Source organism: Streptomyces sp. NPDC002574, from assembly GCF_042889545.1.
Lineage (GTDB): Bacteria > Actinomycetota > Actinomycetes > Streptomycetales > Streptomycetaceae > Actinacidiphila.
The window spans coordinates 379472-402318 of record NZ_JBIARB010000009.1; the positions used below are offsets into that span (position 1 = coordinate 379472).

Consider the following 22847-nt stretch of genomic DNA (forward strand, 5'->3'; position numbering starts at 1 on the left):
AAACCATGGCGGTTTCCGTAACCCTGCCGGCGCTCGGCGAGAGCGTGTCCGAGGGCACCGTCACCCGCTGGCTCAAGGCCGAGGGTGAGCGCGTCGAGGCCGACGAGCCGCTGCTCGAGGTGTCGACCGACAAGGTCGACACCGAGATCCCGGCGCCCGCTTCGGGCATCCTCTCGTCCATCAAGGTGGCCGAGGACGAGACGGTGGAGGTCGGCGCCGAGCTGGCCGTCATCGACGACGGCACGGGCGCGCCCGCTGCCGCTCCCGCCCCGGCCGCCGCCGCAGCGCCGGCTCCGGTGCAGGAGGCCCCCGCCCCCGCCCCGGCGCCCGCCGCCGCGGCTCCCGTCCCCGCTCCGGCCCCGGCCGGCGCCGCCGAGGGCACCGCGGTGCTCCTGCCGGCGCTGGGCGAGTCGGTGACCGAGGGCACCGTCACCCGCTGGCTGAAGTCGGTCGGCGAGACCGTCGAGGCCGACGAGCCGCTGCTCGAGGTGTCGACCGACAAGGTCGACACCGAGATCCCGGCGCCCGCCTCGGGCACCCTGCTGGAGATCCTGGTCGGCGAGGACGAGACCGCCGAGGTCGGCGCCAAGCTCGCCGTCATCGGTGTCGCGGGTGCCGCTCCCGCGGCCGCCCCGGCCCCCGCCGCTCCGGCCCCGGCCCCGGCGGCGCCCGCTCCGGCCCCGGCTCCCGCCCCGGTCGCCGCTCCGGCCCCGGCCCCCGTGGCCGCTCCGGCTCCGGTGGCTCCGGCCCCGGCCCCGGCGGCGCCCGCTCCGGCCCCGGCTCCCGCCCCGGTCGCCGCTCCGGCCCCGGCCCCGGCCGCCGCCCCCTCGGCCACGGCGCCGACCGACGAGGGTGCGTACGTGACCCCGCTGGTCCGCAAGCTCGCCGCCGAGAACGGTGTGGACCTGGCCTCGGTCAAGGGCACCGGTGTCGGTGGCCGGATCCGCAAGCAGGACGTCCTGGCCGCCGCGGAGGCCGCCAAGACCGCCGCTGCCGCGCCGACCGCGCCCGCCCCGTCCGCGGGTGTCACGGTGCCGGCCGCCGCTGCCGCGCTGCGCGGGCAGACCGTCAAGATGTCGCGCATCCGCAAGGTGATCGCCGACAACATGATGAAGGCCCTGCACAGCCAGGCGCAGCTGTCGACCGTGGTCGAGGTGGACGTCACCAGGATCATGAAGCTGCGGGCCCGGGCCAAGGAGTCCTTCCTGGCCCGCGAGGGCGTCAAGCTCTCGCCGATGCCGTTCTTCGTCAAGGCGGCCGCCGAGGCGCTGAAGGCCCACCCGGTCGTCAACGCCAAGATCAACGACGACGGCACGATCACCTACCACGACGCCGAGAACATCGGCATCGCGGTGGACTCCGAGCAGGGCCTGATGGTCCCGGTCATCAAGGGTGCCGGCGACCTGAGCCTGGCGGGCATCGCCAAGAAGACCGCCGAGCTGGCCGGCAAGGTCCGCAACAAGAAGATCAGCCCGGACGACCTGTCCGGCGGCACGTTCACGATCAGCAACACCGGCTCGCGCGGTGCGCTGTTCGACACGATCATCGTGAACTACCCGCAGGTCGCCGAGCTGGGCATCGGCGCCACCGTGCGCCGCCCGATGGTGGTCGACCACCCGGACCTGGGCGAGACCATCGCGATCCGCGACGTGGCGTACCTGACCCTGTCGTACGACCACCAGCTGGTCGACGGCGCGGACGCCGCCCGCTACCTGAACGACGTCAAGGCCCGCCTGGAGGCCGGCGAGTTCGAGGGCGACCTCGGTCTGTAATCGACCGCACGTCGCCGCGGGACCGTACGACGGCCGAGGCCCCAGCCCTTCCCGGGCCGGGGCCTCGGCCGTTCCCGCGGGAAATCCCGTGCCGCGGTGAGTGGTTGGGGCGCGGCGCCCGTACTCCGGGGTGCATGGCCATGCACCGCCGGCAAGGACGGGGAGGCACCGCCCCCCTCAGTGGCCTCAACGCCCTTGCGGGTCGCGCGCTGCGTCGACCTTCCCCCGCGCCGAGGCGCGCGCAGCGGGCGCACAGGGGCCGGTCCGGATGTCCGGACCGGCCCCGCCGCGGTGTCGGACCCAGGGCTTAGCCTCGACGGCATGCGCGCGGCACGGCTGATCCACCTCGTCCTCCTCCTGCAGTCCCACGGCTCGATGACGTCGGCCGAGCTCGCGGGGGCCCTGGAGGTGTCCGAGCGGACGGTCGGCCGGGACGTGCTGGCGCTGTCGGAGGCGGGCGTGCCGGTGTACGCGGAACGGGGGCGCGCCGGCGGCTACCGGCTGGTGGACGGCTACCGGACCCGGCTCACCGGGCTCGCCCGCGCGGAGGCGGAGGCGCTGTTCCTGTCCGGTGTGCCCGCGGCCCTGGAGGCGATGGGGCTGCAGGACACGGGATCCGCGGCCCGGCTGAAGGTGGCGGCCGCGCTGCTGCCCGAGCTGCGGGACGCCCCGCGCACCGCGGCGCAGCGCTTCCACCTGGACGCGCCCGGGTGGTGGCAGGAGCCGGCCACGCCCCCGTTGCTGCCGGCCCTGGCGGAGGCGGTGTGGGGCGACCGCCGGCTGCGGGCGCGGTACCGGCGGGCGGACACGGAGGTGGAACGGAAGCTGGATCCGTACGCGCTCGTGCTGAAGGCGGGCGTCTGGTACGCGGTCGCCCGCACCGAGGGGGACGTCCGGGTCTACCGGGTGGACCGCTTCACCGCCGCGGACGTCCTGCCCGAACGATTCGCCAGGGACCCGGGGTTCGACCTGCCCGGGTTCTGGCAGGCGCGGGCCGCCGAGTTCGCCCGGTCCGTGCTGCGGGCCGAGGTCGTGCTGCGGCTCACCCCGGAGGGCGCCCGGCACCTGCCGTACGTCGCCGACGGCGCCGCCGCCCGCGAGGCGCTGGCCGCGGCCGCGCCGCCCGACGCGGACGGCCGGGTCACCGTCACCCTCCCCGTGGAGTCCCTCGACGTCGCGTACCACCAGCTCCTGGCCCTCGGCCCGGAGGCCGAACTCCTCTCCCCCGCCCCGCTGCGCGCCCGCTTCGCCGGCGCGGCCCGCACCATGGCGGCGACCTACGACGCCTGACCCCCGCCGCCCCGTCACCACCCGCGTCGCCCACCCGTCCCGGCGGCGTCAACACCCGGGCGGGCAGGCCCCCGCGCGGGCAGAGTAACGTCACGACACGGGCGCATCCGCGTCTCCCCGCGTGCGGGGGCAGACCGCAGACAGGATGCTGGAGCGGTGATGGACGAGACGGAGTTCTGGGAGATCGTCGACAGTACCCGGACGGCGGCGGGCGGGGACCCGGAGGAGCACGCCGATCTGCTGGTGGAGCGGCTGACGCAGCTCGACCCGGAGTCCGTCGTCGATTTCGCGCGGCACTTCGAGAGCCGCTTCAACCGGGCGTACCGGTGGGACGTGTGGGGCGCCGCGGATCTGATGCTGGGCGGCGCGGGTGACGACGCGTTCGACTTCTTCCGGTGCTGGCTGATCGGGCAGGGCCGGCACGTGTTCGAGGGCGCAGTGCACGACCCGGACGCGCTGGCGGAGCTGGCCGAGCACTTCGACCCCGAGGTGGACGGCGACGCCGAGGACCTGGGGTACGCGGCCGACGAGGCGTACGAGCAGCTGACCGGGATGCGGCTGCCGGATCTCGACCTGCCGCCGCAGCCGGCCGAGCCGGAGGGCGTCTACGTCGACTTCGAGAACGCCGACGCCGTGGCGCAGCGCTTCCCCCGGCTCTGGGAGCGCTTCGGCTGAGCCGCGCCCCGCGCGGCGCCGGGCGCGGCGGCCGTCACAATGCCCGCCCCATGAACACGTCGTCCACGTAGGCACCGTCCAGCCGGAACTCCCCGGGCAGGACGCCCTCGACCGTGAAGCCGGCCGCCTCGTACAGCCGCCGGGCCGGGGTGTTGTGGCCCAGCACCCGCAGGGTCACACGCCGCGCGCCCTGCCCGCGGGCGGCCTCCAGTGCCGCCAGGACGAGTTCGAGCCCGACGCCGCGGCCGCGGGCCCAGGTGTCGACCGCCAGGCCCTGGATCTGGCGTACATGGGCGTGGGAGGGCAGCGGCGTCGGCGGCACGAGGCGGATGTATCCGGCCGTCCGCCCGTCGACCTCCGCGACCAGGTGCGCGTCGGGTCCGCAGCGGTCGCCGAAGAAGTCCCGGTGCTCCTCCGGCGGAGGAGCGACCGCGTGCAGCGTCGACCACGTGGCACGGTCCAGCCGGGCCAGGGCCGGGTCGTCGGAGAGCAGGGCGGCTCGCACACGTATACCGGACATGCCCGTCACCCTGCCACAACGGGCAGCGCCGAGGCGCGACCATGTCCCCATGCGCATCGCGATCACCGGTTCGTCCGGCCTCATCGGTTCCGCCCTGGTCCGCTCCCTGCTCGCCGACGGCCACGAGGTCGTACGCCTCGTCAGGCGCCCGCCCTCCGGGGCGGACGAGGCGCGCTGGGACCCCGAGGGGGGCGGGATCGACGCCGCGGCACTGGAGGGTGCCGACGCCGTGGTCAACCTCGCCGGCGCGGGGGTGGGCGACCACCGCTGGACGGACGCGTACAAGCGGACCGTCCACGACAGCCGGGTGCGGGGCACCGCGACGCTCGCGGGCGCGCTGGCCTCGCTGGCCGCTCCGCCGCGTGTGCTGGTGAGCGGGTCCGGGATCACCGCGTACGGCGACACCGGCGACCGCCGGGTCGAGGAGAGCGCACCGTACGGGGACGGCTTCCTGCCGGAGGTGTGCCGCGACTGGGAGGCCGCCGCGGCCCCGGCCCAGGACGCGGGCATCCGGACGGCGTTCGCCCGCACGGGCCTGGTCGTCTCGGGCCGGGGCGGCGCCTGGGCGCGGCTGTTCCCGTTGTTCAAGGCGGGGCTGGGCGGACGGCTGGGCAGCGGACGGCAGTACTGGAGCTTCATCTCGCTGCACGACCAGGTCGCCGCGCTGCGCCACATCATCGACCACGACACGGTCTCCGGGCCGGTCAACCTGTGCGCGCCCGAGCCGCTGACCAACGCCGAGGTGACCGCCGCCATGTCCCGGGTGCTGCGCCGGCCCGCGCTGTTCCCGGTCCCCGCGCCCGTCCTGCGCACCGTCGTCGGGGAGTTCTCCACCGACATCCTCGGCAGTACCCGGGCCGTGCCGCGCAAGCTCCTCGACACCTCGTTCGTCTGGACCCACCCCGGCATCGAGGAGGCGATCCGCGCGGCGCTGGCCGAAGAAAGGCACTGAATGCCACCACGCGGCCCTCGGGCGGCATCAGTTGGCGAAGTTCTGGGCATGACGCTTCCAGCGCCAGCTGACGCGAGCGGGGAAACGTGCCGACCTCGGGGAGGGGCAACGTGCTCTCAACAGCACGCTCTACCGGTTCTTCTACGGACGTATGCGTGATCGGGGCCGGCGTCGCCGGCCTGTCGGCGGCGCATCATCTGATCAGTGCCGGGCTCCAGGTGACCGTCCTGGAAGCCGACGACCGGGTCGGTGGGCGCATGGCCACCGACGAGGTGGACGGCTTCCTGCTGGACCGGGGGCCGCAATTGCTCAACACCTCCTATCCGGAGCTGCTCCGCACTCCGGGTCTGGACAACCTCCAGCTGCGGCCCTTCTCACCCGCCGTCCTGGTGCGGGCCGCCGGCCGCGGCTACCGCGTCGGCGACCCGCGCGGGGCACTGGCGGCCGCCCGCGCCCCGCTGGGCTCGCCGCTGGACAAGGCCCGGCTGCGGGCGGCGCTCCACCGCCTGGCCGACACCCCGGTCGAACGCCTCCTGGAGCGGCCCGAGACGACGGCCGCCGAAGCGCTCTCCTCGCGCGGGCTCGCGCCCCGCGCGGTCGACGGGTACCTGCGGCCGCTGCTCTCCGCGCTGCTCTGCGACCCCTACCTGACGACGTCCAGCCGCTGCGCCGACCTGGTGCTGCGCGCCTTCGCCCTCGGGCGCACCTGCGTGCCCGCGGGGGGCGCGCAGGCCCTGCCGCGGCAGCTCGCGGCGGCGCTGCCGGAGGGGTCGCTGCGGCTGGGCACGCGCGCGGTGGCGGCCTCCACCAACGCGGTGCTGACCGAGGACAAGGAGGAACTGCCGTGCCGGGCCGTGGTGGTGGCCACCGGGGCCCGCGCGGCGGCCGAACTCCTGCCGGGGCTGCGCGTGCCGGACTTCCACGCCGTCACCGTGGTCCACCACTCGGCGCCGACGGCGCCACTGCGGGAGGCCGCGCTCGTACTGGACGCGGACCGGCGCGGACCGGTCTCGCACTCGCTGCCGGCGAGCCTGGTCGACCCGTCCCGGGCGCCGGTCGGCCGGACGCTGGTGACCTCGGTGCTCCTCGGAGCCGCCGCCGTTCCCGACCCGGACGACGGCGCCGTGCGCGCCCATCTCGCCGAGCTCTACGGCACCTCCACCGCGGGCTGGCGGCGGCTGGCCGTGCACCACGACCCAGAGGCCGTGCCCGCCATGCCCGCGCCGCACGATCTGCGCCGCCCGGTGCGCATCCTGCAGGGGCTGTACGTCTGCGGCGACCACCGGGACACCAGCACGGTGCAGGGCGCGATGCTCTCCGGCCGCCGGGCGGCGCAGCGGCTGCTGCGCGACGTCGGCCTCCGCCCGCGGTCCCGGACGGAGCCGCTGGCCGCGTGAGCGGCACCGGCCGGCCCGGGGAGGCAGCGCCCCCGGGGCCGGCCGGCCGCGCGGGAGCCCGTGCGTCAGCCCACGAGGACCCCGAGGGCCGCGGCCCGGTCGTGGAAGGCCCGCACCGAGGACGCGTCGCGGTGCGCGTCGAGGCGGCGGCCGAAGTCCCGGACGTACTCCAGGGCGCGCACCGAGCGCATCTCGACGGCGGCCTGCATGGCCTCGGCACCCAGCGCGCAGGCCGCGTCGACCTCGCCGAGCCCGAGGCGGGCGGTGGCGAGCACGGTCCGGCAGAACAGCCGGCTGCGGGCGTAGGCGGCGGGCCGCAGTTGCAGCGAGCGTTCGGCGTGCTGGGAGGCGGCGCGGTACTGCTGGAGGTCGCGGTGGCAGTGCCCGAACTCGTCGGCGAGCTGGGCCTCGTCGACGAACCGGGCCCAGGCCGGCACGTCGTCCCCGGCCCGGGCGGCCTCCAGCGCGCGTTCGGCGCGCACCAGCGCGGCCGTGCACGCCCGGACCTCGCCGAGCAGGCCGTGCCCGCGCGCCTCCGCCGCGTGCAGCAGCGCCTGGACGACCGGCGGGGCCCCACTGCCCACGCCCTGCTGGGCGACCCGGGCGAGCTGGACGGCCTCGCGGCCGTGCCCGAGGTAGACCGCCTGGCGGCTCATCGTGACCAGGACGTAGCCCCCGTAGACCCGGTCGCCGGCCGCCTGGGCGAGCCGCAGCGACTGGACGAAGTAGCGCTGGGCGAGGCCGTGGGCGCCGATGTCGTACGAGGTCCAGCCGGCGAGCCGGGTCAGGTCGGCGACGGCCGCGAACAGGCGGCGGCCCATCGTTTCGCCGTAGGTGCCGCGCAGCATCGGCTCGGCCTCGTGCTCCAGGTAGCGGACGAGGGCCTGCCGGGCGTGGCCGCCGCCGAAGGCGTTGTCCAGGGAACGGAAGAGTTCGCCGACCGAGCGCAGGGCGGCGAGGTCGCCCATGGTCACGCGGTTCCCGCCCGGACCTCCCGGCACCCGGGGCGCCGCGTCGCCGCGGGTGCGCTGGGCGGGCAGCCGGGGTGTGCCGCCCTGCGGGCCCGGGTCGGCGTTGCGCCCGACCCGGTCGTCGGCGCGCCCGATGAGCCAGTCGCGGCTGGGCACGACCAGGCCCGCCGGGGTGAAGGCGATCTTGCGAAGGTCGGCCTGGCTGCCGGTGTCCTTGCGCCACAGCCCGGAGACGATCTCCACGGCCTCCTCGGGGGACACGGCGAACTCCAGTCCCGCGTAGACCGGGGCCACCGCGTCGAGGCCGAGGTCGTGGGCGGACAGCCGCCGCCCGAGCCGCCGGGTGAAGACCTCGGCGATCAGCGCGGGGGTGGTGCCGCGCGGCTGCTGGCCGCGCAGCCAGCGGGTGACGGAGGTCTTGTCGTACCGCAGGTCGAGCCCGTGCTCGATGCCGAGCTGGTCCACGCGGCGGGCGAGTCCCGCGTTGGAGAAGCCGGCTTCGGCGATGAGGGCCGCGAGTTGGCGGTTGGGGGGGCGCTGCGAGGAACGGTCGGACATCAGTGGTGCGGTCCCCTGCCTTCCGGGCTATCTCCAGAACGGCGCGAATGTAACGTTCTGTGCCGGGACGCTCACTACCAGGGCCTCGCATTCGCTGTAACGGGTGAACCTTCCCCCGCATAAGCCCGGAATCCCTCCGTCCGCCCTACCCGGCTGCTATTCGCAGCCCGCTGCAAGGCAGGGCCGCGGCGGACGTACAGTTGCCAAGGCGTCCGCTATCGATGAACGGGGGCGCCGCAGCAGGCGATCACAAGGGAGCGGCCGTGAGTGAGCTGCACTTCGTCCATCTGGGCTTCGGCGAGGACGCCGTGGAGTATCAGGAGGCATGGCAGGAGCAGCGCCGGGTGCACGCCGCGCGCTTCGCGGACGAGATCCCCGACACCTGCCTGCTGCTGGAGCACCCGCCGGTGTACACCGCCGGCCGCCGCACCGAGGACAGCGAGCGGCCGCTGGACGGTACGCCGGTGATCGACGTGGACCGCGGCGGCAAGATCACCTGGCACGGTCCCGGCCAGCTCGTCGGCTACCCGATCATGAAGCTGCCGCGCCCCGTCGACGTCGTCGCCCATGTGCGCCGGCTGGAGGAGGCGCTGATCAACGCGTGCTCCGAGTTCGGCCTGGAGACCACCCGTGTGGAGGGCCGCAGCGGGGTGTGGGTGCTCGGTGACCCGATCGAGGACCGCCCGCCGGTCATCCCCGGGCTGACACTGGACTTCGACCCCCGTCTGCACGACGACGAGTTCGACCCGCGGCTGTCCGGCCCCGAGTACGCCCCCTCCAACGCCGGCCAGCGCCGCGAGGACCGCAAGCTGGCCGCGATCGGCATCCGGGTCGCCAAGGGCGTCACCATGCACGGCTTCGCGCTCAACTGCAATCCGGACAACACCTGGTTCGACCGGATCGTGCCGTGCGGCATCCGGGACGCGGGCGTGGCCTCGCTCAGCAACGAGCTGGGGCGCGAGATCGGCGTCACGGACGTACTGCCGGTCGTCGAGAAGCACCTGCGAGCCGTTCTGGAGTCGGCCGAGCCGCTGCCGCGCGCGGTCTGAGATGGGAATCCACGGGCGTAGGCTGATGTTCACCGAGGAAATGAAGTCGCGAGAGGGAGTCGACCGTGTCAGCTGTGGCACCTGAGGGCCGCAAGATGCTCCGTCTGGAGGTCCGCAACAGCCAGACCCCCATCGAGCGCAAGCCCGAGTGGATCAAGACCCGGGCGAAGATGGGCCCCGAGTACACCGAGCTGCACGGTCTGGTGAAGCGCGAGGGCCTGCACACGGTGTGCCAGGAGGCGGGCTGCCCCAACATCTTCGAGTGCTGGGAGGACCGCGAGGCCACCTTCCTCATCGGCGGCGACCAGTGCACCCGGCGCTGCGACTTCTGCCAGATCGACACCGGCAAGCCGCAGGCCCTCGACCGCGACGAGCCGCGCCGCGTCGGCGAGTCCGTCGTCACCATGGACCTGAACTACGCCACCATCACCGGCGTCGCCCGCGACGACCTGGAGGACGGCGGCGCCTGGCTGTACGCCGAGACCGTGCGCCGGATCCACGCGATGACCGACGCCCGCGCGGCCGGCCGCACCAAGGTCGAGCTGCTGATCCCGGACTTCAACGCCGACCCCGCGCAGCTCGCCGAGGTCTTCGGCGCCCGGCCCGAGGTGCTCGCGCACAACGTCGAGACGGTCCCCCGGATCTTCAAGCGCATCCGCCCCGGCTTCCGCTACGAGCGCTCGCTGGAGGTCATCACCAAGGCCCGCGAGGCCGGTCTGGTGACCAAGTCCAACCTGATCCTCGGCATGGGCGAGGAGCGCGCGGAGATCAGCCAGGCCCTGCAGGACCTGCACGACGCGGGCTGCGAGCTGATCACCATCACGCAGTACCTGCGGCCGAGCCTGCGCCACCACCCGGTGGAGCGCTGGGTCAAGCCCCAGGAGTTCGTGGAGCTCAAGGAGGAGGCCGAGGAGATCGGCTTCGCCGGTGTCATGTCCGGCCCCCTCGTGCGGTCCTCGTACCGGGCGGGACGCCTCTTCCAGCAGGCGATGGAGCGGCGCGGCGCGGTGGCCGCCGAAGCGGTCTGATCACCCACCGCACTCGAGCGGCGAACGTGCGGTTCGTCACGTGAGGGGCCCCACTCGGGCCCCTTTCGTGTCCCTGACGTGCGGCAGCCGCAGCGGGCCGACGCAAAGGGACCGCCCGGGTTTCACGACGGTTTGACCGACCAGTCACGGGCTGGTAACACAATGTGGTGACTCTGGATAAGCGGAACATCCACATGCGTCTGAGCCGTCCTGAGGGGGACACCACCATGCAGGCCGAGGCCGTACGACTCCATCGCCAGAGCACCATCCCCGGCGCCGCGGCGGGCGCCCTGCGCGCCGTGGAGTCCTTCCTGTTCCGCGGCGCCGAGGCGACCGCGCGCCGCAACGCCTGGTCGGCCGTGCTCGAGGACCGCAAGCGGGCCAAGGACCGCCGCGAGGCCCAGCACGTCATGGACGCCCTGGTCTCCGCCCGCACGGGCCGTCCGGACGGCTTCTAGCCTCCTTCCCGGCCCCTCCGGTGGGGCCGGCGCCGCGCGGGACACGTATCCTGTGCGGCATGGCGAGGGAAGAATCCGAGAACAACCCTGGACGTCTCAAGCAGATCGTCCAGACGTACAAGATGACCAGGCGGGTCGACTCCAAGGTCGGCCTCGTCCTCGCGGCTGTGGGAGTCGTCACCTTCGGTGTCATCCTCGCCATCGGCTTCGCGATCGGTCACCCCATCTACGCGGGCATCCTGGGCCTCCTGCTGGCCCTCCTCGCGATGGCGGTCGTCTTCGGGCGGCGTGCCGAGCGAGCGGCCTTCGGCCAGCTCGAGGGACAGCCGGGCGCCGCGGCGGCCGTGCTGGACAACGTCGGCCGGGGCTGGTCGGTGACTCCCGCGGTGGCCATGAACCGCAACCAGGACGTCGTGCACCGCGCGGTCGGCAAGGCCGGCATCGTGCTGGTGGGCGAGGGCAACCCGAACCGGGTCAAGAGCCTGCTGGCGTCCGAGAAGAAGAAGATGGCGCGGGTGGTCTACGACGTGCCGGTGACCGACATCATCGTCGGCAACGGCGAGGGCGAGGTCTCCCTGAAGAAGATCCGCGCCACGCTGCTGAAGCTGCCGCGCGTGGTGCCGGGCCCCAAGGTCACCGAGGTGAACGACCGCCTGCGGGCGCTCGGCGACCTGATGAGCAACATGCCGGTCCCCAAGGGCCCGATGCCCAAGGGCATGCGGATGCCGAAGGGCCGCTGAGCCCGCGGGACCGTATACGAAACGGAAACGGGAGTGCCCCGGACGAGTCGCATCGTCCGGGGCACTCCCGTTTCCGTCGCGCGGTGCCGTCGGGCGTTTCCGTCGCGCGTTTACGTCCCGCCCGGATCACATCCGGACCTGGACCGCCTTCACGGCCCTGTCGTGCATGCCGCGGGTATCGCGGTCCCAGACCACCGCCGGGATCACCAGCAGGAGGAGGAAGGTGCGCAGCACCGCCGCGCCGAGGCCGAGCCGCCCGCCGTCCTCCCGCACCACACGCAGTCCCAGCAGGCGCTTGCCCGGGGTGGTGCCGATGGTGCCCAGCAGCAGCACGCTCATGACGCCGAAGACGACCGTGGTCCACGGATTGGCCGCGGCCGCGTCACGGTGCGCGATCAGGCCGTATGCGATCAGCGCGCACAGGCCCCAGTCGATGAAGAGCGCCGCGATCCGCCGCCCGACCGGGGCGATCGAGCCGGGGCCCTCCTCCGGCAGACCGAGGCGCTTGCCGCGGTAGCCGAACTCGACGCCCATCCGCTCCGCGGCCGCCTTCGGGCCCTCGATCCACGATCCGATGACATCCCTGTTGTCCACGCGTCCACGGTACGCGGTGGTCCCGGGCCCCCCGCGCCCGACCCGTCGCCCACCCGGCGGCTCGGTTAACCTGCAAGAAACAAACGGGTCACGACGGGGAAATGCCCGGTCTCTATCGTCACCCTCAACGTGCGCCACCGCACTGGTCGCACCCATGAGCTGCAATCCGGCCTCCCGGGCCGGGCCAAGGAGGAGTTGGATGTCGTTCCAAAACGCCGACGAGGTGAAGAAGTTCATCTCGGACAACGACGTCAAGTTCGTGGACGTCCGGTTCTGCGACCTGCCCGGTGTGATGCAGCACTTCACCGTCCCGGTCGAGTCCTTCGACCCGGACGAGCAGCTGATGTTCGACGGCTCCTCGATCCGCGGCTTCCAGGCCATCCACGAGTCCGACATGGCGCTGATCGCGGACCTGTCGACGGCCAAGCTGGACCCGTTCCGCAAGGACTCCACGCTCAACGTCAACTTCTTCATCCACGACCCGATCACCGGCGAGCAGTACAGCCGTGACCCGCGCAACGTGGCGAAGAAGGCCGAGGCCTACCTGGCCTCCTCGGGCATCGCCGACACCGCGTACTTCGGCCCCGAGGCCGAGTTCTACGTCTTCGACAGCGCCCGGTTCGAGACCAGCGCGAACCAGTCCTTCTACCACATCGACTCCGAGGCCGGCGCCTGGAACAGCGGTGCGGAGCAGGACAACCGCGGGTACAAGGTCAAGTACAAGGGCGGCTACTTCCCGGTCCCGCCGGTCGACCACTTCGCCGACCTGCGCGCCGAGATCACCCTCGAGCTGATGAAGTCCGGCCTCCAGGTCGAGCGCCAGCACCACGAGGTGGGCACCGCGGGCCAGGCCGAGATCAACTACAAGTTCAACACGCTGCTCGCCGCGGCCGACGACCTGATGCTCTTCAAGTACATCGTGAAGAACGTCGCCTGGCGCGCCGGCAAGACCGCGACCTTCATGCCCAAGCCGATCTTCGGCGACAACGGCTCCGGCATGCACGTCCACCAGTCCCTGTGGACCAACGGTGCCCCGCTGTTCTACGACGAGCAGGGCTACGCGGGCCTGTCCGACACCGCCCGCTACTACATCGGCGGCATCCTCAGGCACGCCCCGGCGCTGCTGGCGTTCACCAACCCCACGGTGAACTCCTACCACCGCCTGGTGCCCGGCTTCGAGGCCCCGGTCAACCTGGTCTACTCGCAGCGCAACCGCTCCGCGGCCATCCGCATCCCGATCACGGGCGCCAACCCCAAGGCGAAGCGCATCGAGTTCCGCGCCCCGGACTCCTCCGGCAACCCGTACCTGGCCTTCTCGGCGCTGCTGCTCGCCGGTCTCGACGGCATCAAGAACAAGATCGAGCCGGCCGAGCCCGTCGACAAGGACCTCTACGAGCTCGCCCCCGAGGAGCACGCGGGCGTCCCGCAGGTCCCGACCTCGCTGTCGGCGGTCCTGGAGTCCCTCGAGGCCGACCACGAGTTCCTCCTCCAGGGCGGGGTCTTCACCCCGGACCTGATCGAGACCTGGGTCGACTACAAGCGGACCAACGAGATCGCGCCGATCGCGCTGCGCCCGCACCCGCACGAGTTCGAGCTCTACTTCGACGTCTAGGAAGTCCGCAGGTCAGGGCCATGATTCCCTGACCTGGGCCGTCCATGGGCCGTGGGCCGTGTCTCCCTCGTCGGGAGGCACGGCCCACGGGTCGTTGGGGGGCTCCCAAGGAGCCGCAGATGGGGAAGTCCGTCTCGTTCTCCGTCTCACTCATCGGCGTCCAGGCCATTCGCCTGTGTGTCTCAGTAGCTTTGAACAACTCCGTGAACTGGGCCGGAGGCGTATTGAGCGTCCACAGCCTCGCGCGTAGCCGGCGGGGCTAGGATCACAGCCGGGCGAAGTCGTAGCGCAGAGGTAGTCGCGCGCGGTCTCCAAAATCGCGAGGACGCCGGTTCGAATCCGGTCGGCTTCGCCTGCTTCGGATGTCCATCCAGGAGAAGCAGCGACCGCGCCCGTTGCGTGCCCGTTCCGGCGGGACACAGCGGGGGCTCACGGGGAACAGCGGCGCCAACCACGCTCCGTCGCAGGTCAGGGAGTCACCAGGTCAGCCGGCACCCGCATACGGCATCTTCCGGACCGGGGCCGTCTACTTCTCTACGCCTTGGCGATGTAGAGAAGCGCGTGGGCGAAGCCCGGCCAGGTGGTCGCGTCGGGCGGGCCGATGTGCACACGCCGCGTGATGGCCGACCGGGCTTCGGGGCCGCCCTGCAGGAAGCCGTCGAGGTCGCCGGCTATGTCGTCCAGATCCTCCAGCACTTCGGGGGTCTCTCTGCGTACTGCAGCGTGGATGACGACCTCACCCTGCCGAGGCTCCACAGCCAGCCCAAGAAGATCAGCGCCGATCAGCCCCAATGCAGCCTGCCCTGTCATGAGAAGAAGGTAGTTCCGGCGAAGCAAAGCACGTTCTTCTCCGGCACTCAGATCGGGGTCGTAGTACTGCTGAGCCGGGTGCGCCATGGGCCCAGAGTAGCGAGGTGCTCTCGTGCGACAGCCCGAGGCGAGGACGGCGTCGGCGCTGGGCCGTCCCAGGGCCGTCCGAGGGCGCACGACGACCAACGCCGACCACCCTGGACCACTCGAGCGCAGGTCACAGCCGACAACGCCGCGGGCACCGGCCCGCGCCGTGCCGCGCTGTTCCCGGCTCCGGGCGGGTGGCTGCCGGTGACCATTGGGGGCGGACTGGCGTGGCGCGTTGATCGGCCGGGACCGGTGACCTTCACTCCCTGCGTGTGGTGACCAACAGCTCTCCCCGCACGTCACAGCCGCTCGGTGCGGCGCTGGACAGTGCCCCCATGTCGCGGCTGCACATGAGGTTCTGGTTGCTGGCGGGGCTCGGGATCCTGCTGGACGGGTTCGACTTCTTCATCATCGGGGTGGCGAACCCGCTGATCGCGAAGGACTTCGGGGGGTCCGCCGCGGAGCGCGGACTGCTGTCGGCGGCGGCGATCGTGGGGGCGGTGTTCGGGGCGGCGGCGCTGGGGCCGCTCGGGGACCGGATCGGGCGGAGCCGGATCTTCAAGGTCGACCTGTGGCTGTTCGTGGTGTTCTCGGTGGCGTGCGCCTGCGCGTGGGACATCTGGTCGCTGATCGTGTTCCGGCTGCTGCTGGGCATCGCGGTGGGGCTGGACTACCCGATCGCCGCGAGCTACGTGGCCGAGATCCTGCCCGCGCGCAATCGCGGGCGCTGGCTGGTGAGCGCGTTCAGCCTCCAGGCGGCGGGGATCGTGCTGGGGGCCGCGGCGGGAGTGGTGATCCTGCTGGCGCTGCCGCAGACCGGGTCCTGGCGGATCATGCTGGGCTTCGGGGTGGTGCCGGCGCTGGTGATCATCTGGCTGCGGCGGAACGTTCCGGAGAGCCCGCGCTGGCTGGCGCAGAACGGCCGGGAGGCGGAGGCGTGCGCGATCACCCGGGCGATGACCGGGCGGGACTGTCATGTGTCGGAGGCGGACCGGGAGCGCGGTGAGGCGCCGCCGGAGGGGCTGAAGGCCTTCCTGCAGCCGCAGTTGTTCTCGCGCCGGCTGGCGCGGCGCACGGTCTTCACCGCGGTGCCGTGGTTCCTGATGGACATCGCGACGTACGGGGTGGGGATCTTCACGCCGACCCTGCTGGCGGGGCTGGCGCTGGGCGGGGCGAACGCGACGTTCATCGCGGACGACATCGCCTCGACCGAGGGCACCGCGCTCCTGGACGTCTTCCTGGTGGTCGGCTTCGTGCTGGCGATCTTCCTGGTGGAGCGGGTGGGGCGGGTACCGCTCCAGATCGCCGGCTTCGCGATGATGACCGTGGCGCTGTGCATGCTGGCGGTGGCGGAGCAGTCGTCCGGCGGGGGCGACGCGCATCTGCCGCTGGTGTTCGTGGGCTTCGCGCTGTTCAACACCTTCATGAACCTGGGTCCGAACGCGACGACGTTCACGCTGCCCGCCGAGGTCTTCCCCTCCGACGTGCGGGCGGCGGGCCACGGCTTCGCGGCGGGCTGCGGCAAGCTCGGCGCGGCGCTGGGCACCTTCCTCTTCCCGGTGCTGCTGAACGCCGTCGGGACCAGCGCGCTGCTGTACGGCGTGGCCGCCACGAGCGCGCTGGGTCTGCTCGTGACGTGGTGCTTCCGCATCGAAACCCGCGGGCGTTCGCTGGAGGAGCTGTCGGGCAGGGAGGCCGCGTCGCTGGCCGCGCGTGTCACCCCGCCGTGACGGCCCGGGGGCCGTGGTCAGCGGGCGGGCGCGGGCGGGCACGGCCCGCCCGGTGCGGCCGCACGGCGACCTTTGTTGCATATCACTTGCAACAACGGAAAGGACGCATCAGCATGGTGGACGAGGGCGGGGCCGGCCCGTCAGCCTTCGGAGCGAGCGCACCCGCGGTCCCAGGTGCGTCCTTCCCGCGGGGTGATCGTCTTTCCGCCCGGCGTCCGCCGGTCCGGTCGGCCCGCCCTCAGCGCAGCGCGCAGTCCCCGCACAGACCGCCGCCGGGCACCCGGTAGTACAGGCAGCAGCTGCGGCGCATGTAGGCCGGGGCGGCGGGTCCGGCGAGATCGAGCGTGCCGGCGTCCCGCAGCAGGGGGTCGGCCAGCAGTGCCGCCGTCAGGCCGGCCGCGCGGGCCGCGGCCTCGGGACGGCCGCCCTCCCCCAGGCACCACGTGTGCAGCACCCGCAGCGTCCCGGCCAGCGCCGAGGCCGCGTTCCCCCACAGCAGCCCGGCGGAGACGCCGGACTCCGCCCGGACGGCCTCGGTGAGCGGGACGAGGTGCCTGTGCAGCACCGCCGCGCCGAGCCGGTCCGCCGGCAACCGCTCCCCCGCCGCGGGCAGCCAGAGCTCGTCCGGCACGGCGCGGTCCGGGTGCCACCACAGGCGCCCGCCGGTCAGGTCGGGCAGGTGCCCGGTCAGCGCCGCAGGGCCGAGGGCGACCGACCACAGGCGCGCGGCGAGTCCCTGGTGGGCCAGTGAGGCCGCGACCCGGCCCTCGTCGGTACCGAGCCGCCGGCCGACCTCGGCGATCCGCCCGGCCAGTGCCTCCCGCCCGGGGCCGTCGTACACCTCCGCCAGCGGCACGAAGCCCTCGGCGCGCGGCTCCCCGGGCTCCGTGCGCAGGGTGAAGAAGGGCCCCACGGCTCCCCCTTACGGGCGGACGGCGGCGCGCGCCGCGGCCGACGGGGCAGACGCAACGGGCAGGGTCATGTGCTTCACGCTCCAGCGCCTGGTGGGCACGCGACGGCGGCGGCCGGTGACCGGTGGCTCGGAGTCCGGCCACCGTATCAGCGCGCCCACAGACCCCTGACGTGCCCGAGGTGGCGCGTCATCACGGCCCGCACCGCCTCCTCGTCGCGGGCGAGCAGGGCGTCGAGCAGTTCCAGGTGCTCCTGGGCCGAGGCGGTCAGCAGACCGCGTTCGGCGAGCGCGGTCAGGCCGTACAGGCGGGACCGCTTGCGCAGATCGCCGACCACCTCGACCAGGTGCTCGTTGCCGGCCAGGGCGAGCAGGCCGAGGTGGAAGCGCCGGTCGGCCTCGACGTACCCGATGAGGTCCCCGGTCGCCGCGGCGCTGACGATGGCCGTCGCGGCCGGGCGCAGCGCCTCCAGCGCGGCGGGGTCGGCGACGGCGGCCAGTCCGGCGACGGTGGGGATCTCGATGAGGGCACGGATGTGCGTGTACTCGTCGAGCTGCCGCTCGGAGACCTCGGTGACCCGGAAGCCCTTGTTGGGCACCGGGTCCACCAGGCCCTCCTTCACCAGGTCGAGCAGCGCCTCGCGCACCGGGGTGGCCGAGACCCCGAAGCGGCCCGCCAGGGCGGGCGCGGAGTGCACCTCCCCGGGGCGCAGCTCGCCCGCCACGAGCGCGGCCCGCAGGGCGTCCGCGACGCGTTCGCGGTAGCTGGGCCGCTGCCCGCCGAGGGAGGGCAGGGCGGGCCCGTCGTGAGCGGTCATCGGGCCGGTCCTCCTCGGGTGCCGGGCATGGGGTCGGCGACCAGTATCGGGGCCGGGCGGCTACAGCACGAAACCGGCCGGGAAGGGGTCGTCGGGATCCAGCAGGTACTGGGCGGTGCCGGTGATCCAGGCACGTCCGGTGATCGAGGGCAGGACGGCAGGCCGCCCGGCGACCTCGGTGGTGCCGGTGAGGCGGCCGGTGAAGTGCGTGCCGATGAAGGACTCGTTCACGAAGTCCTGGTCCAGCGGGAGTTCACCGCGCGCGTGCAGCTGCGCCATGCGCGCGCTGGTGCCCGTTCCGCACGGGGAGCGGTCGAACCAGCCGGGGTGGATGGCCATCGCGTGCCGCGAGCGGGCAGCGTCGGAGCCGGGGGCGAGCAACTGGACGTGCTTGCAGCCGCGGATGGTCGGGTCCTCCGGGTGGACGGGCGGGTCCTCGGCGTCGATGGCGTCCATGAGGGCCAGCCCGGCGGCGAGGATGTCGTCCTTGCGGGCCCGGTCGAAGGGCAGGCCGAAGGCCTCCAGGGGCAGGATCGCGTAGAAGTTGCCGCCGTAGGCGAGGTCGTACGTCACCGTGCGGCCGTCGGCGAGGGTGGCCTTGCGGTCCAGGGCGACGGAGAACGACGGCACGTTGCGCAGGGTCACGGCGGTGGCGGCGCCACCGCTGACGGCGACCTCGGCGACGACGAGACCGGCCGGGGTGTCCAGGCGGATCGTGGTGACCGGCTCGGTCACCGGCACCATGCCCGTCTCGACGAGGACGGTGGCCACACCGATCGTGCCGTGGCCGCACATCGGCAGATAGCCGGAGACCTCGATGTAGATGACGCCCCAGTCGGCGTCCGGGCGGGTGGGCGGCTGCAGGACCGCCCCGCTCATGGCGGCGTGGCCGCGCGGTTCGTCCATCAGCAGGTGGCGGAGGTGGTCGAGGTGGTCCCGGAAGTAGAGTCGGCGCTCGTTCATGGTGGCGCCGGGGACGGTGCCGATGCCGCCGGTGACGACCCGGGTGGGCATGCCCTCGGTGTGGGAGTCGACGGCGTGCAGGACGAGGGAGCTGCGCATCGTGCGGCCCCCGCTCAGTTCGCGCCGGCCGCGAGGGCCTGCTCGGTCGCCGCCCGGACGGCCTTCTCCTGCTCCGGCAGGAGCGGCTGGCGCGGCTGGCGGCAGGGGCCGCCGTACCGGCCCGCGACGTCCATCGACACCTTCACCGCCTGCACGAACTCCGTCCGGGAGTCCCAGCGCAGCAGGGGGTGCAGCGCGCGGTACAGCGGCTGCGCCGCCGGGTCGCCCGCGATCGCCACGCGGAACAGCGCGGTGGTGACCTGCGGGAGCGCGTTGGGGAAGCCGGCGACCCAGCCCTTGGCCCCGGCGGCGGCCAGTTCGAGCAGAACGTCGTCGGCGCCGACCAGCAGGTCGAGCTCCGGGGCGAGTTCGGCGATCTCGTACGCCCGGCGCACGTCGCCGCTGAACTCCTTCACGGCCCGGATGTGACCCTCCGCGTGCAGCGCGGCCAGCAGTGGCGGGGTCAGGTCGACCTTGGTGTCGTGCGGGTTGTTGTACGCCACCACGGGCAGGCCCGCCTTGGCGACCTCCGCGTAGTGCGCGCGCACCGACCGCTCGTCCGCCCGGTAGGCGTTGGGCGGCAGCAGCATCACGGACGCGCACCCCGCGTCCGCCGCCTGCTCGGCCCACCGGCGCGCCTCACCGGAGCCGTAGGCGGCCACCCCGGGCATCACCCGCTCCCCGCCGACCGCCGCGACCGCCGTCTCCACGACCTTGGCCCGCTCCGCCGGGGTGAGCACCTGGTACTCGCCGAGCGATCCGTTGGGGACCACGCCGTCGCAGCCGTTCGCCACCAGCCACCGGCAGTGGTCGGCGTACGCGTCGTAGTCCACCGCGAGGTCCGCCGTGCGCAGCGGCAACGCGGTCGCGACGAGCACCCCCCGCCACGGCTGTCCTTCACTTCGGGTCATCCTGTGTCCCCTCTCGTGTGGCTGACTCTGGTCGCGGTTGCGCCGTGGTCGTAGTGCGCCCTTCCGGGGCCGGTGTCCCGCCGCCGGCGAGCAGGCCGAGCGGCACGGGGCGGGCGAAGGGCCGGGCGGGCGGGGTGAAGGGGCAGCCGGCGACGGCGGCGACGGCGGGGCCGCAGACCCGCCCCTGGCAGTGGCCCATGCCGGCCCGGGTCAGCAGTTTGACCGTCCGCAGGTCGCCGGCGCCGAGGTCGCGCACGGCGGAGCGCACCGCGGAGGCGGGCACCTCCTCGCAGCGGCACACGACGGTCCCGTCCGTGACGACGCTGTCGGCCCAGGCGTCGGGCACCCGGTAGACGGCGTCGAGGGCGGCGGCGAAGCGGCGCAGCCGGTCGCGGGCGCGGGCGGCGCGGGCCCAGGTCGTGGGGTCGGGTTCCGTGCCGCGCAGCCGGGCCGCGGCGGAGCGGCCCGCGATCTCGCCCTCGGCCAGGGCGAGTTCGGCGCCCCCGATGCCGGTGGCCTCGCCCGCGGCCCACAGTCCCGGCAGCGGGGTGCGCTGCTCGGCGTCGGTGTGCGGGACGTCGGCGAGGTCGGTGTGCGGCAGCATGCCGTGGCTGACGGCGAGGGTGTCGCAGGGCACCGTGCGCCTGGCGCCGCCGGGCCCGGCAAGGGTGACGGCCTCGACGCGGGTCGTGCCGTGGGCGGCGACGACGGTGTGCCGGCGCAGCGGCCGGACCCCGTGCCGGGCGAGCCGGGCGGCGTACCCGGCGCCCTCGGCGAGCTTGCCGGGCGGCACGGCGCCGGGGCGGCGCAGCAGGGCCAGGGGGTCGGCCGCCTCGGCGAGGGCGGCGATGCGCGCCCCGGCCGCGGCCAGTCCGGCGGCGACGGGCATCAGGAGCGGCCCGGTCCCGGCGACGACGACGGTGCGGCCCGGCAGGACGAGCCCGCCCTTGAGCATGGCCTGCGCGCCGCCCGCGGTGACCACGCCGGGCAGGGTCCACCCGGGGAAGGGCAGCACCTTCTCGTACCCGCCGGTGGCGACGACGACCGCGTCCGCCCGCAGGGCACCCGACTCCAGGGTGTGCACAGTGAACCCGGGTTCCAGCAGCCAGACTTGATGACCCGGCAGGTGCGTGACGCGCTCCGCCGCGATGTGGGCGTCGAGCCGTCCGCGCAGCCGCCGCCAGGTGCGCCAGGCGTGGTGGAGGGCCTGCGGCCGGCGGGCGCCGAGCCCGGCGGCGGGCTGCCGGTAGTACTGGCCGCCCGCCTCGGGCGCGGCGTCCACGAGGGTGACCCGCAGCCCTCCGTCGGCGGCCGCCACCGCGGCCGCGACCCCGGCGGGCCCGGCGCCGACGACGATCAGACGCGCGCTCACGCCCGCTCCCCCGTCCCGACCGTCCCGTCCGTCCCGTCCGTCTCGATGATGTCGCCCGGCCGCGCCTCGACCACACAGGCCCGTTGCCCCGGGCGCCCGTTGACCGTGACCAGGCAGTCGAAGCACACCCCGATCCCGCAGAACACCCCGCGCGGTTCACCACCGGTGCGGGTCGTGCGCCAGGCGACGACCCCTGCCGACCAGAGCGCGGCCGCGACGGTGCGGCCGGGCAGGACCGGGATCTCCCGCCCGTCCAGGGTGACCGTGAAGGCGGGCCCGGGTGCGGCGCGGGCGAGGCGGAGCGGCGTGCGGCGGGTCACGGGGTCTCCATCGCGGGGAAGCGCTCGGGGCGGAAGGACGTGAGGTCGAGGTCGGGCCGCGCGCCGGTCAGCACCTGAGCGATCAAGTGACCGGTGGCGGGGGCGAGTCCGATACCGGCCCCCTCGTGGCCGCAGGCGTGGTGGAGGCCGGGGACGCGCGGGTCGGGGCCGATCGCGGGCAGGTGGTCAGGCAGGTAGGGGCGGAAGCCGGCGTACGCGCGGATCGCGGCGACGTCGGCGAGCCGCGGGAAGAGTGCGACCGCCTGCGCGGCCAAGCGCCGCAGGGCGGGCACGGACAGGGTGCGGTCGAAGCCGACGCGTTCACGGCTGGCACCGATGAGGACGGGGCCCGCGGCGGTGGACTCCACGACCGCGGAGGTCTGCAGGGCGGCCGAGTCGCTGGCGACGTCGGCGACGTAGTCGGCCGCGTAGACCTTGTGCCGGATGGTGCCGGGCGGCAGCGGCTCGGTGACGAGGATGAAGCCGCGCCGCGGGAGCACGGGCAGCGCCACCCCGGCGAGGGCGGCGATCTCGCCGCCCCAGGTGCCCGCGGCGTTGACCACGGCGGGGGCGTGGATCTCCTCCGTCGCGGTGCGCACCCCGCGCAGCGAGCCGTCCGCCGCGCGCAGCAGCGCCGTGACGGCGGAGCCGGTGCGCAGTTCCGCGCCCAGGTCGCGTGCGGCACGCACCAGGTGGGCGGCCGCGAGCGCGGGCTGCACCTGGGCGTCCTGGGGGTAGAGGACGCCGCCCGCGAGACCGGGGGCGAGGTGCGGTTCGAGGTCGCGCAGGGCGTCCGCGGCGACGCGCACGGCGTCCACGCCGGCCTGCCGCTGGGTGGCGGCGAACGCGCCGAGCGCCCGGACGCCCGCCTCGTCGGCGGCGACGACCAGCCCGCCCTTGGGCTCGTACTCCACGGCCCGGCCGAGGCCGGGGAGCCCGGCCAGTTCGCGCCACAGTCGCGCGGACAGCAGGGCGAGCCGTAGCTCCGGACCCGGCTCCTTGTCGGAGACCAGCAGATTGCCCTCGCCGGCCCCGGTGGTGCCGCCGGCAACGGGTCCGCGGTCCACCAGGACCGTGCGGAGACCCGCCGAGGCGGCGTAGTAGGCGCATGCCGCGCCCACCATTCCGGCGCCGACCACCACGACATCGCAGTTCGTCGGCCTGCTCACGTCAGTAATATGTCACACAGCACGCCTCCCGAACAGTCCCGC

At 73.9% G+C, this 22847-nt stretch carries 22 protein-coding genes and 1 tRNA gene; 12 read left to right on the forward strand and 11 right to left on the reverse strand.

All coding sequences use genetic code 11. The features are described from left to right. The first annotated feature begins 5 nt into the window (after positions 1-5). From sucB to ACFYXS_RS24270, 3 genes are all read left to right on the forward strand, one after another. Positions 6-1772: a 2-oxoglutarate dehydrogenase, E2 component, dihydrolipoamide succinyltransferase gene (gene sucB / locus ACFYXS_RS24260; protein WP_389251515.1), complete on the forward strand. Its 1767-nt coding sequence runs from the start codon at positions 6-8 to the stop codon at positions 1770-1772. Positions 1773-2093: 321 nt separating this feature from the next. Beyond that, positions 2094-3062, forward strand: coding sequence for a helix-turn-helix transcriptional regulator (locus tag ACFYXS_RS24265; protein WP_389251517.1), 969 nt, complete (start codon positions 2094-2096; stop codon positions 3060-3062). A 159-nt stretch (positions 3063-3221) separates the two neighbouring features. Beyond that, positions 3222-3737 carry a DUF4240 domain-containing protein gene (locus tag ACFYXS_RS24270; RefSeq protein ID WP_389251519.1) on the forward strand — a complete coding sequence of 172 codons (516 nt, stop codon included), beginning with the start codon at positions 3222-3224 and terminating at the stop codon, positions 3735-3737. A 34-nt stretch (positions 3738-3771) separates the two neighbouring features. Here ACFYXS_RS24270 and ACFYXS_RS24275 read toward each other — a convergent pair whose 3' ends face one another. Next, a complete protein-coding gene (locus tag ACFYXS_RS24275) occupies positions 3772-4257 on the reverse strand; it encodes a GNAT family N-acetyltransferase (RefSeq protein ID WP_389251521.1) in 486 nt (161 codons plus the stop codon). Between the two features lie 49 nt (positions 4258-4306). On the opposite strand from ACFYXS_RS24275, the gene ACFYXS_RS24280 reads away from it, so the two are divergent. Together ACFYXS_RS24280 and ACFYXS_RS24285 are read left to right on the forward strand one after the other, a co-directional pair. Next, the gene (locus tag ACFYXS_RS24280) at positions 4307-5209 is read left to right on the forward strand and encodes a TIGR01777 family oxidoreductase (protein WP_389251523.1); all 903 of its coding nucleotides are present in this window, start codon (positions 4307-4309) and stop codon (positions 5207-5209) included. Positions 5210-5364: 155 nt separating this feature from the next. Next, entirely contained in the window at positions 5365-6606 is a 1242-nt protein-coding gene (locus ACFYXS_RS24285) for an NAD(P)/FAD-dependent oxidoreductase (RefSeq protein ID WP_389251525.1), read from the forward strand. A gap of 65 nt (positions 6607-6671) precedes the next feature. On the opposite strand, the gene ACFYXS_RS24290 is transcribed toward ACFYXS_RS24285, so the two are convergent. Continuing rightward, positions 6672-8135, reverse strand: coding sequence for a regulator (locus ACFYXS_RS24290; RefSeq protein ID WP_389251527.1), 1464 nt, complete (start codon positions 8133-8135; stop codon positions 6672-6674). A 263-nt stretch (positions 8136-8398) separates the two neighbouring features. Between ACFYXS_RS24290 and lipB the strand changes: the two genes are divergently transcribed. From lipB to ACFYXS_RS24310, 4 genes are all read left to right on the forward strand, one after another. Then, entirely contained in the window at positions 8399-9184 is a 786-nt protein-coding gene (gene lipB, locus ACFYXS_RS24295) for a lipoyl(octanoyl) transferase LipB (protein WP_389251529.1), read from the forward strand. 65 nt (positions 9185-9249) lie between these two features. Beyond that, on the forward strand, positions 9250-10212 hold the full coding sequence (lipA, locus tag ACFYXS_RS24300) for a lipoyl synthase (RefSeq protein WP_389251531.1): 963 nt from the start codon (positions 9250-9252) through the stop codon (positions 10210-10212). A 227-nt stretch (positions 10213-10439) separates the two neighbouring features. Further along, positions 10440-10670, forward strand: coding sequence for a hypothetical protein (locus ACFYXS_RS24305; protein WP_389251695.1), 231 nt, complete (start codon positions 10440-10442; stop codon positions 10668-10670). Between the two features lie 59 nt (positions 10671-10729). Further along, positions 10730-11410: a DUF4191 domain-containing protein gene (locus ACFYXS_RS24310; protein ID WP_389251533.1), complete on the forward strand. Its 681-nt coding sequence runs from the start codon at positions 10730-10732 to the stop codon at positions 11408-11410. A gap of 126 nt (positions 11411-11536) precedes the next feature. Here ACFYXS_RS24310 and ACFYXS_RS24315 read toward each other — a convergent pair whose 3' ends face one another. Continuing rightward, positions 11537-12004: an RDD family protein gene (locus ACFYXS_RS24315; RefSeq protein WP_389251535.1), complete on the reverse strand. Its 468-nt coding sequence runs from the start codon at positions 12002-12004 to the stop codon at positions 11537-11539. 199 nt (positions 12005-12203) lie between these two features. On the opposite strand from ACFYXS_RS24315, the gene glnA reads away from it, so the two are divergent. Together glnA and ACFYXS_RS24325 are read left to right on the forward strand one after the other, a co-directional pair. Beyond that, positions 12204-13616 (forward strand): type I glutamate--ammonia ligase, encoded by a 1413-nt coding sequence (glnA, locus tag ACFYXS_RS24320; RefSeq protein WP_389251537.1) that lies wholly within the window; start codon positions 12204-12206, stop codon positions 13614-13616. 277 nt (positions 13617-13893) lie between these two features. Next, positions 13894-13968, forward strand: a tRNA-Trp gene (locus tag ACFYXS_RS24325). Between the two features lie 182 nt (positions 13969-14150). Here the strand turns inward: ACFYXS_RS24325 and ACFYXS_RS24330 are convergent. Further along, positions 14151-14513: a hypothetical protein gene (locus ACFYXS_RS24330; RefSeq protein WP_389251540.1), complete on the reverse strand. Its 363-nt coding sequence runs from the start codon at positions 14511-14513 to the stop codon at positions 14151-14153. A gap of 335 nt (positions 14514-14848) precedes the next feature. Here ACFYXS_RS24330 and ACFYXS_RS24335 point away from each other — a divergent pair, with 335 nt between their 5' ends. Next, positions 14849-16243, forward strand: a complete 1395-nt coding sequence (locus tag ACFYXS_RS24335; RefSeq protein ID WP_389251542.1) for an MFS transporter — start codon at positions 14849-14851, stop codon at positions 16241-16243. 238 nt (positions 16244-16481) lie between these two features. Here ACFYXS_RS24335 and ACFYXS_RS24340 read toward each other — a convergent pair whose 3' ends face one another. The 7 genes from ACFYXS_RS24340 to ACFYXS_RS24370 form a co-directional block, all read right to left on the reverse strand. Beyond that, entirely contained in the window at positions 16482-17156 is a 675-nt protein-coding gene (locus ACFYXS_RS24340) for a (2Fe-2S)-binding protein (RefSeq protein WP_389251544.1), read from the reverse strand. 146 nt (positions 17157-17302) lie between these two features. Next, positions 17303-17971: a GntR family transcriptional regulator gene (locus ACFYXS_RS24345; protein WP_389251546.1), complete on the reverse strand. Its 669-nt coding sequence runs from the start codon at positions 17969-17971 to the stop codon at positions 17303-17305. Between the two features lie 60 nt (positions 17972-18031). Further along, positions 18032-19033, reverse strand: coding sequence for a proline racemase family protein (locus ACFYXS_RS24350; RefSeq protein WP_389251548.1), 1002 nt, complete (start codon positions 19031-19033; stop codon positions 18032-18034). A gap of 14 nt (positions 19034-19047) precedes the next feature. Beyond that, a complete protein-coding gene (locus ACFYXS_RS24355) occupies positions 19048-19944 on the reverse strand; it encodes a dihydrodipicolinate synthase family protein (RefSeq protein WP_389251550.1) in 897 nt (298 codons plus the stop codon). Beyond that, positions 19931-21316, reverse strand: a complete 1386-nt coding sequence (locus tag ACFYXS_RS24360; RefSeq protein WP_389251552.1) for an FAD-dependent oxidoreductase — start codon at positions 21314-21316, stop codon at positions 19931-19933. Before ACFYXS_RS24360 ends, ACFYXS_RS24355 begins: the two co-directional genes overlap by 14 nt. Then, positions 21313-21636: a (2Fe-2S)-binding protein gene (locus ACFYXS_RS24365; RefSeq protein WP_389251554.1), complete on the reverse strand. Its 324-nt coding sequence runs from the start codon at positions 21634-21636 to the stop codon at positions 21313-21315. The genes ACFYXS_RS24360 and ACFYXS_RS24365 overlap by 4 nt, the downstream gene beginning before the upstream one ends. Beyond that, complete coding sequence (locus tag ACFYXS_RS24370) at positions 21633-22805, reverse strand: NAD(P)/FAD-dependent oxidoreductase (protein ID WP_389251556.1); 1173 nt, start codon at positions 22803-22805, stop codon at positions 21633-21635. Before ACFYXS_RS24370 ends, ACFYXS_RS24365 begins: the two co-directional genes overlap by 4 nt. Positions 22806-22847 lie beyond the last annotated feature (42 nt).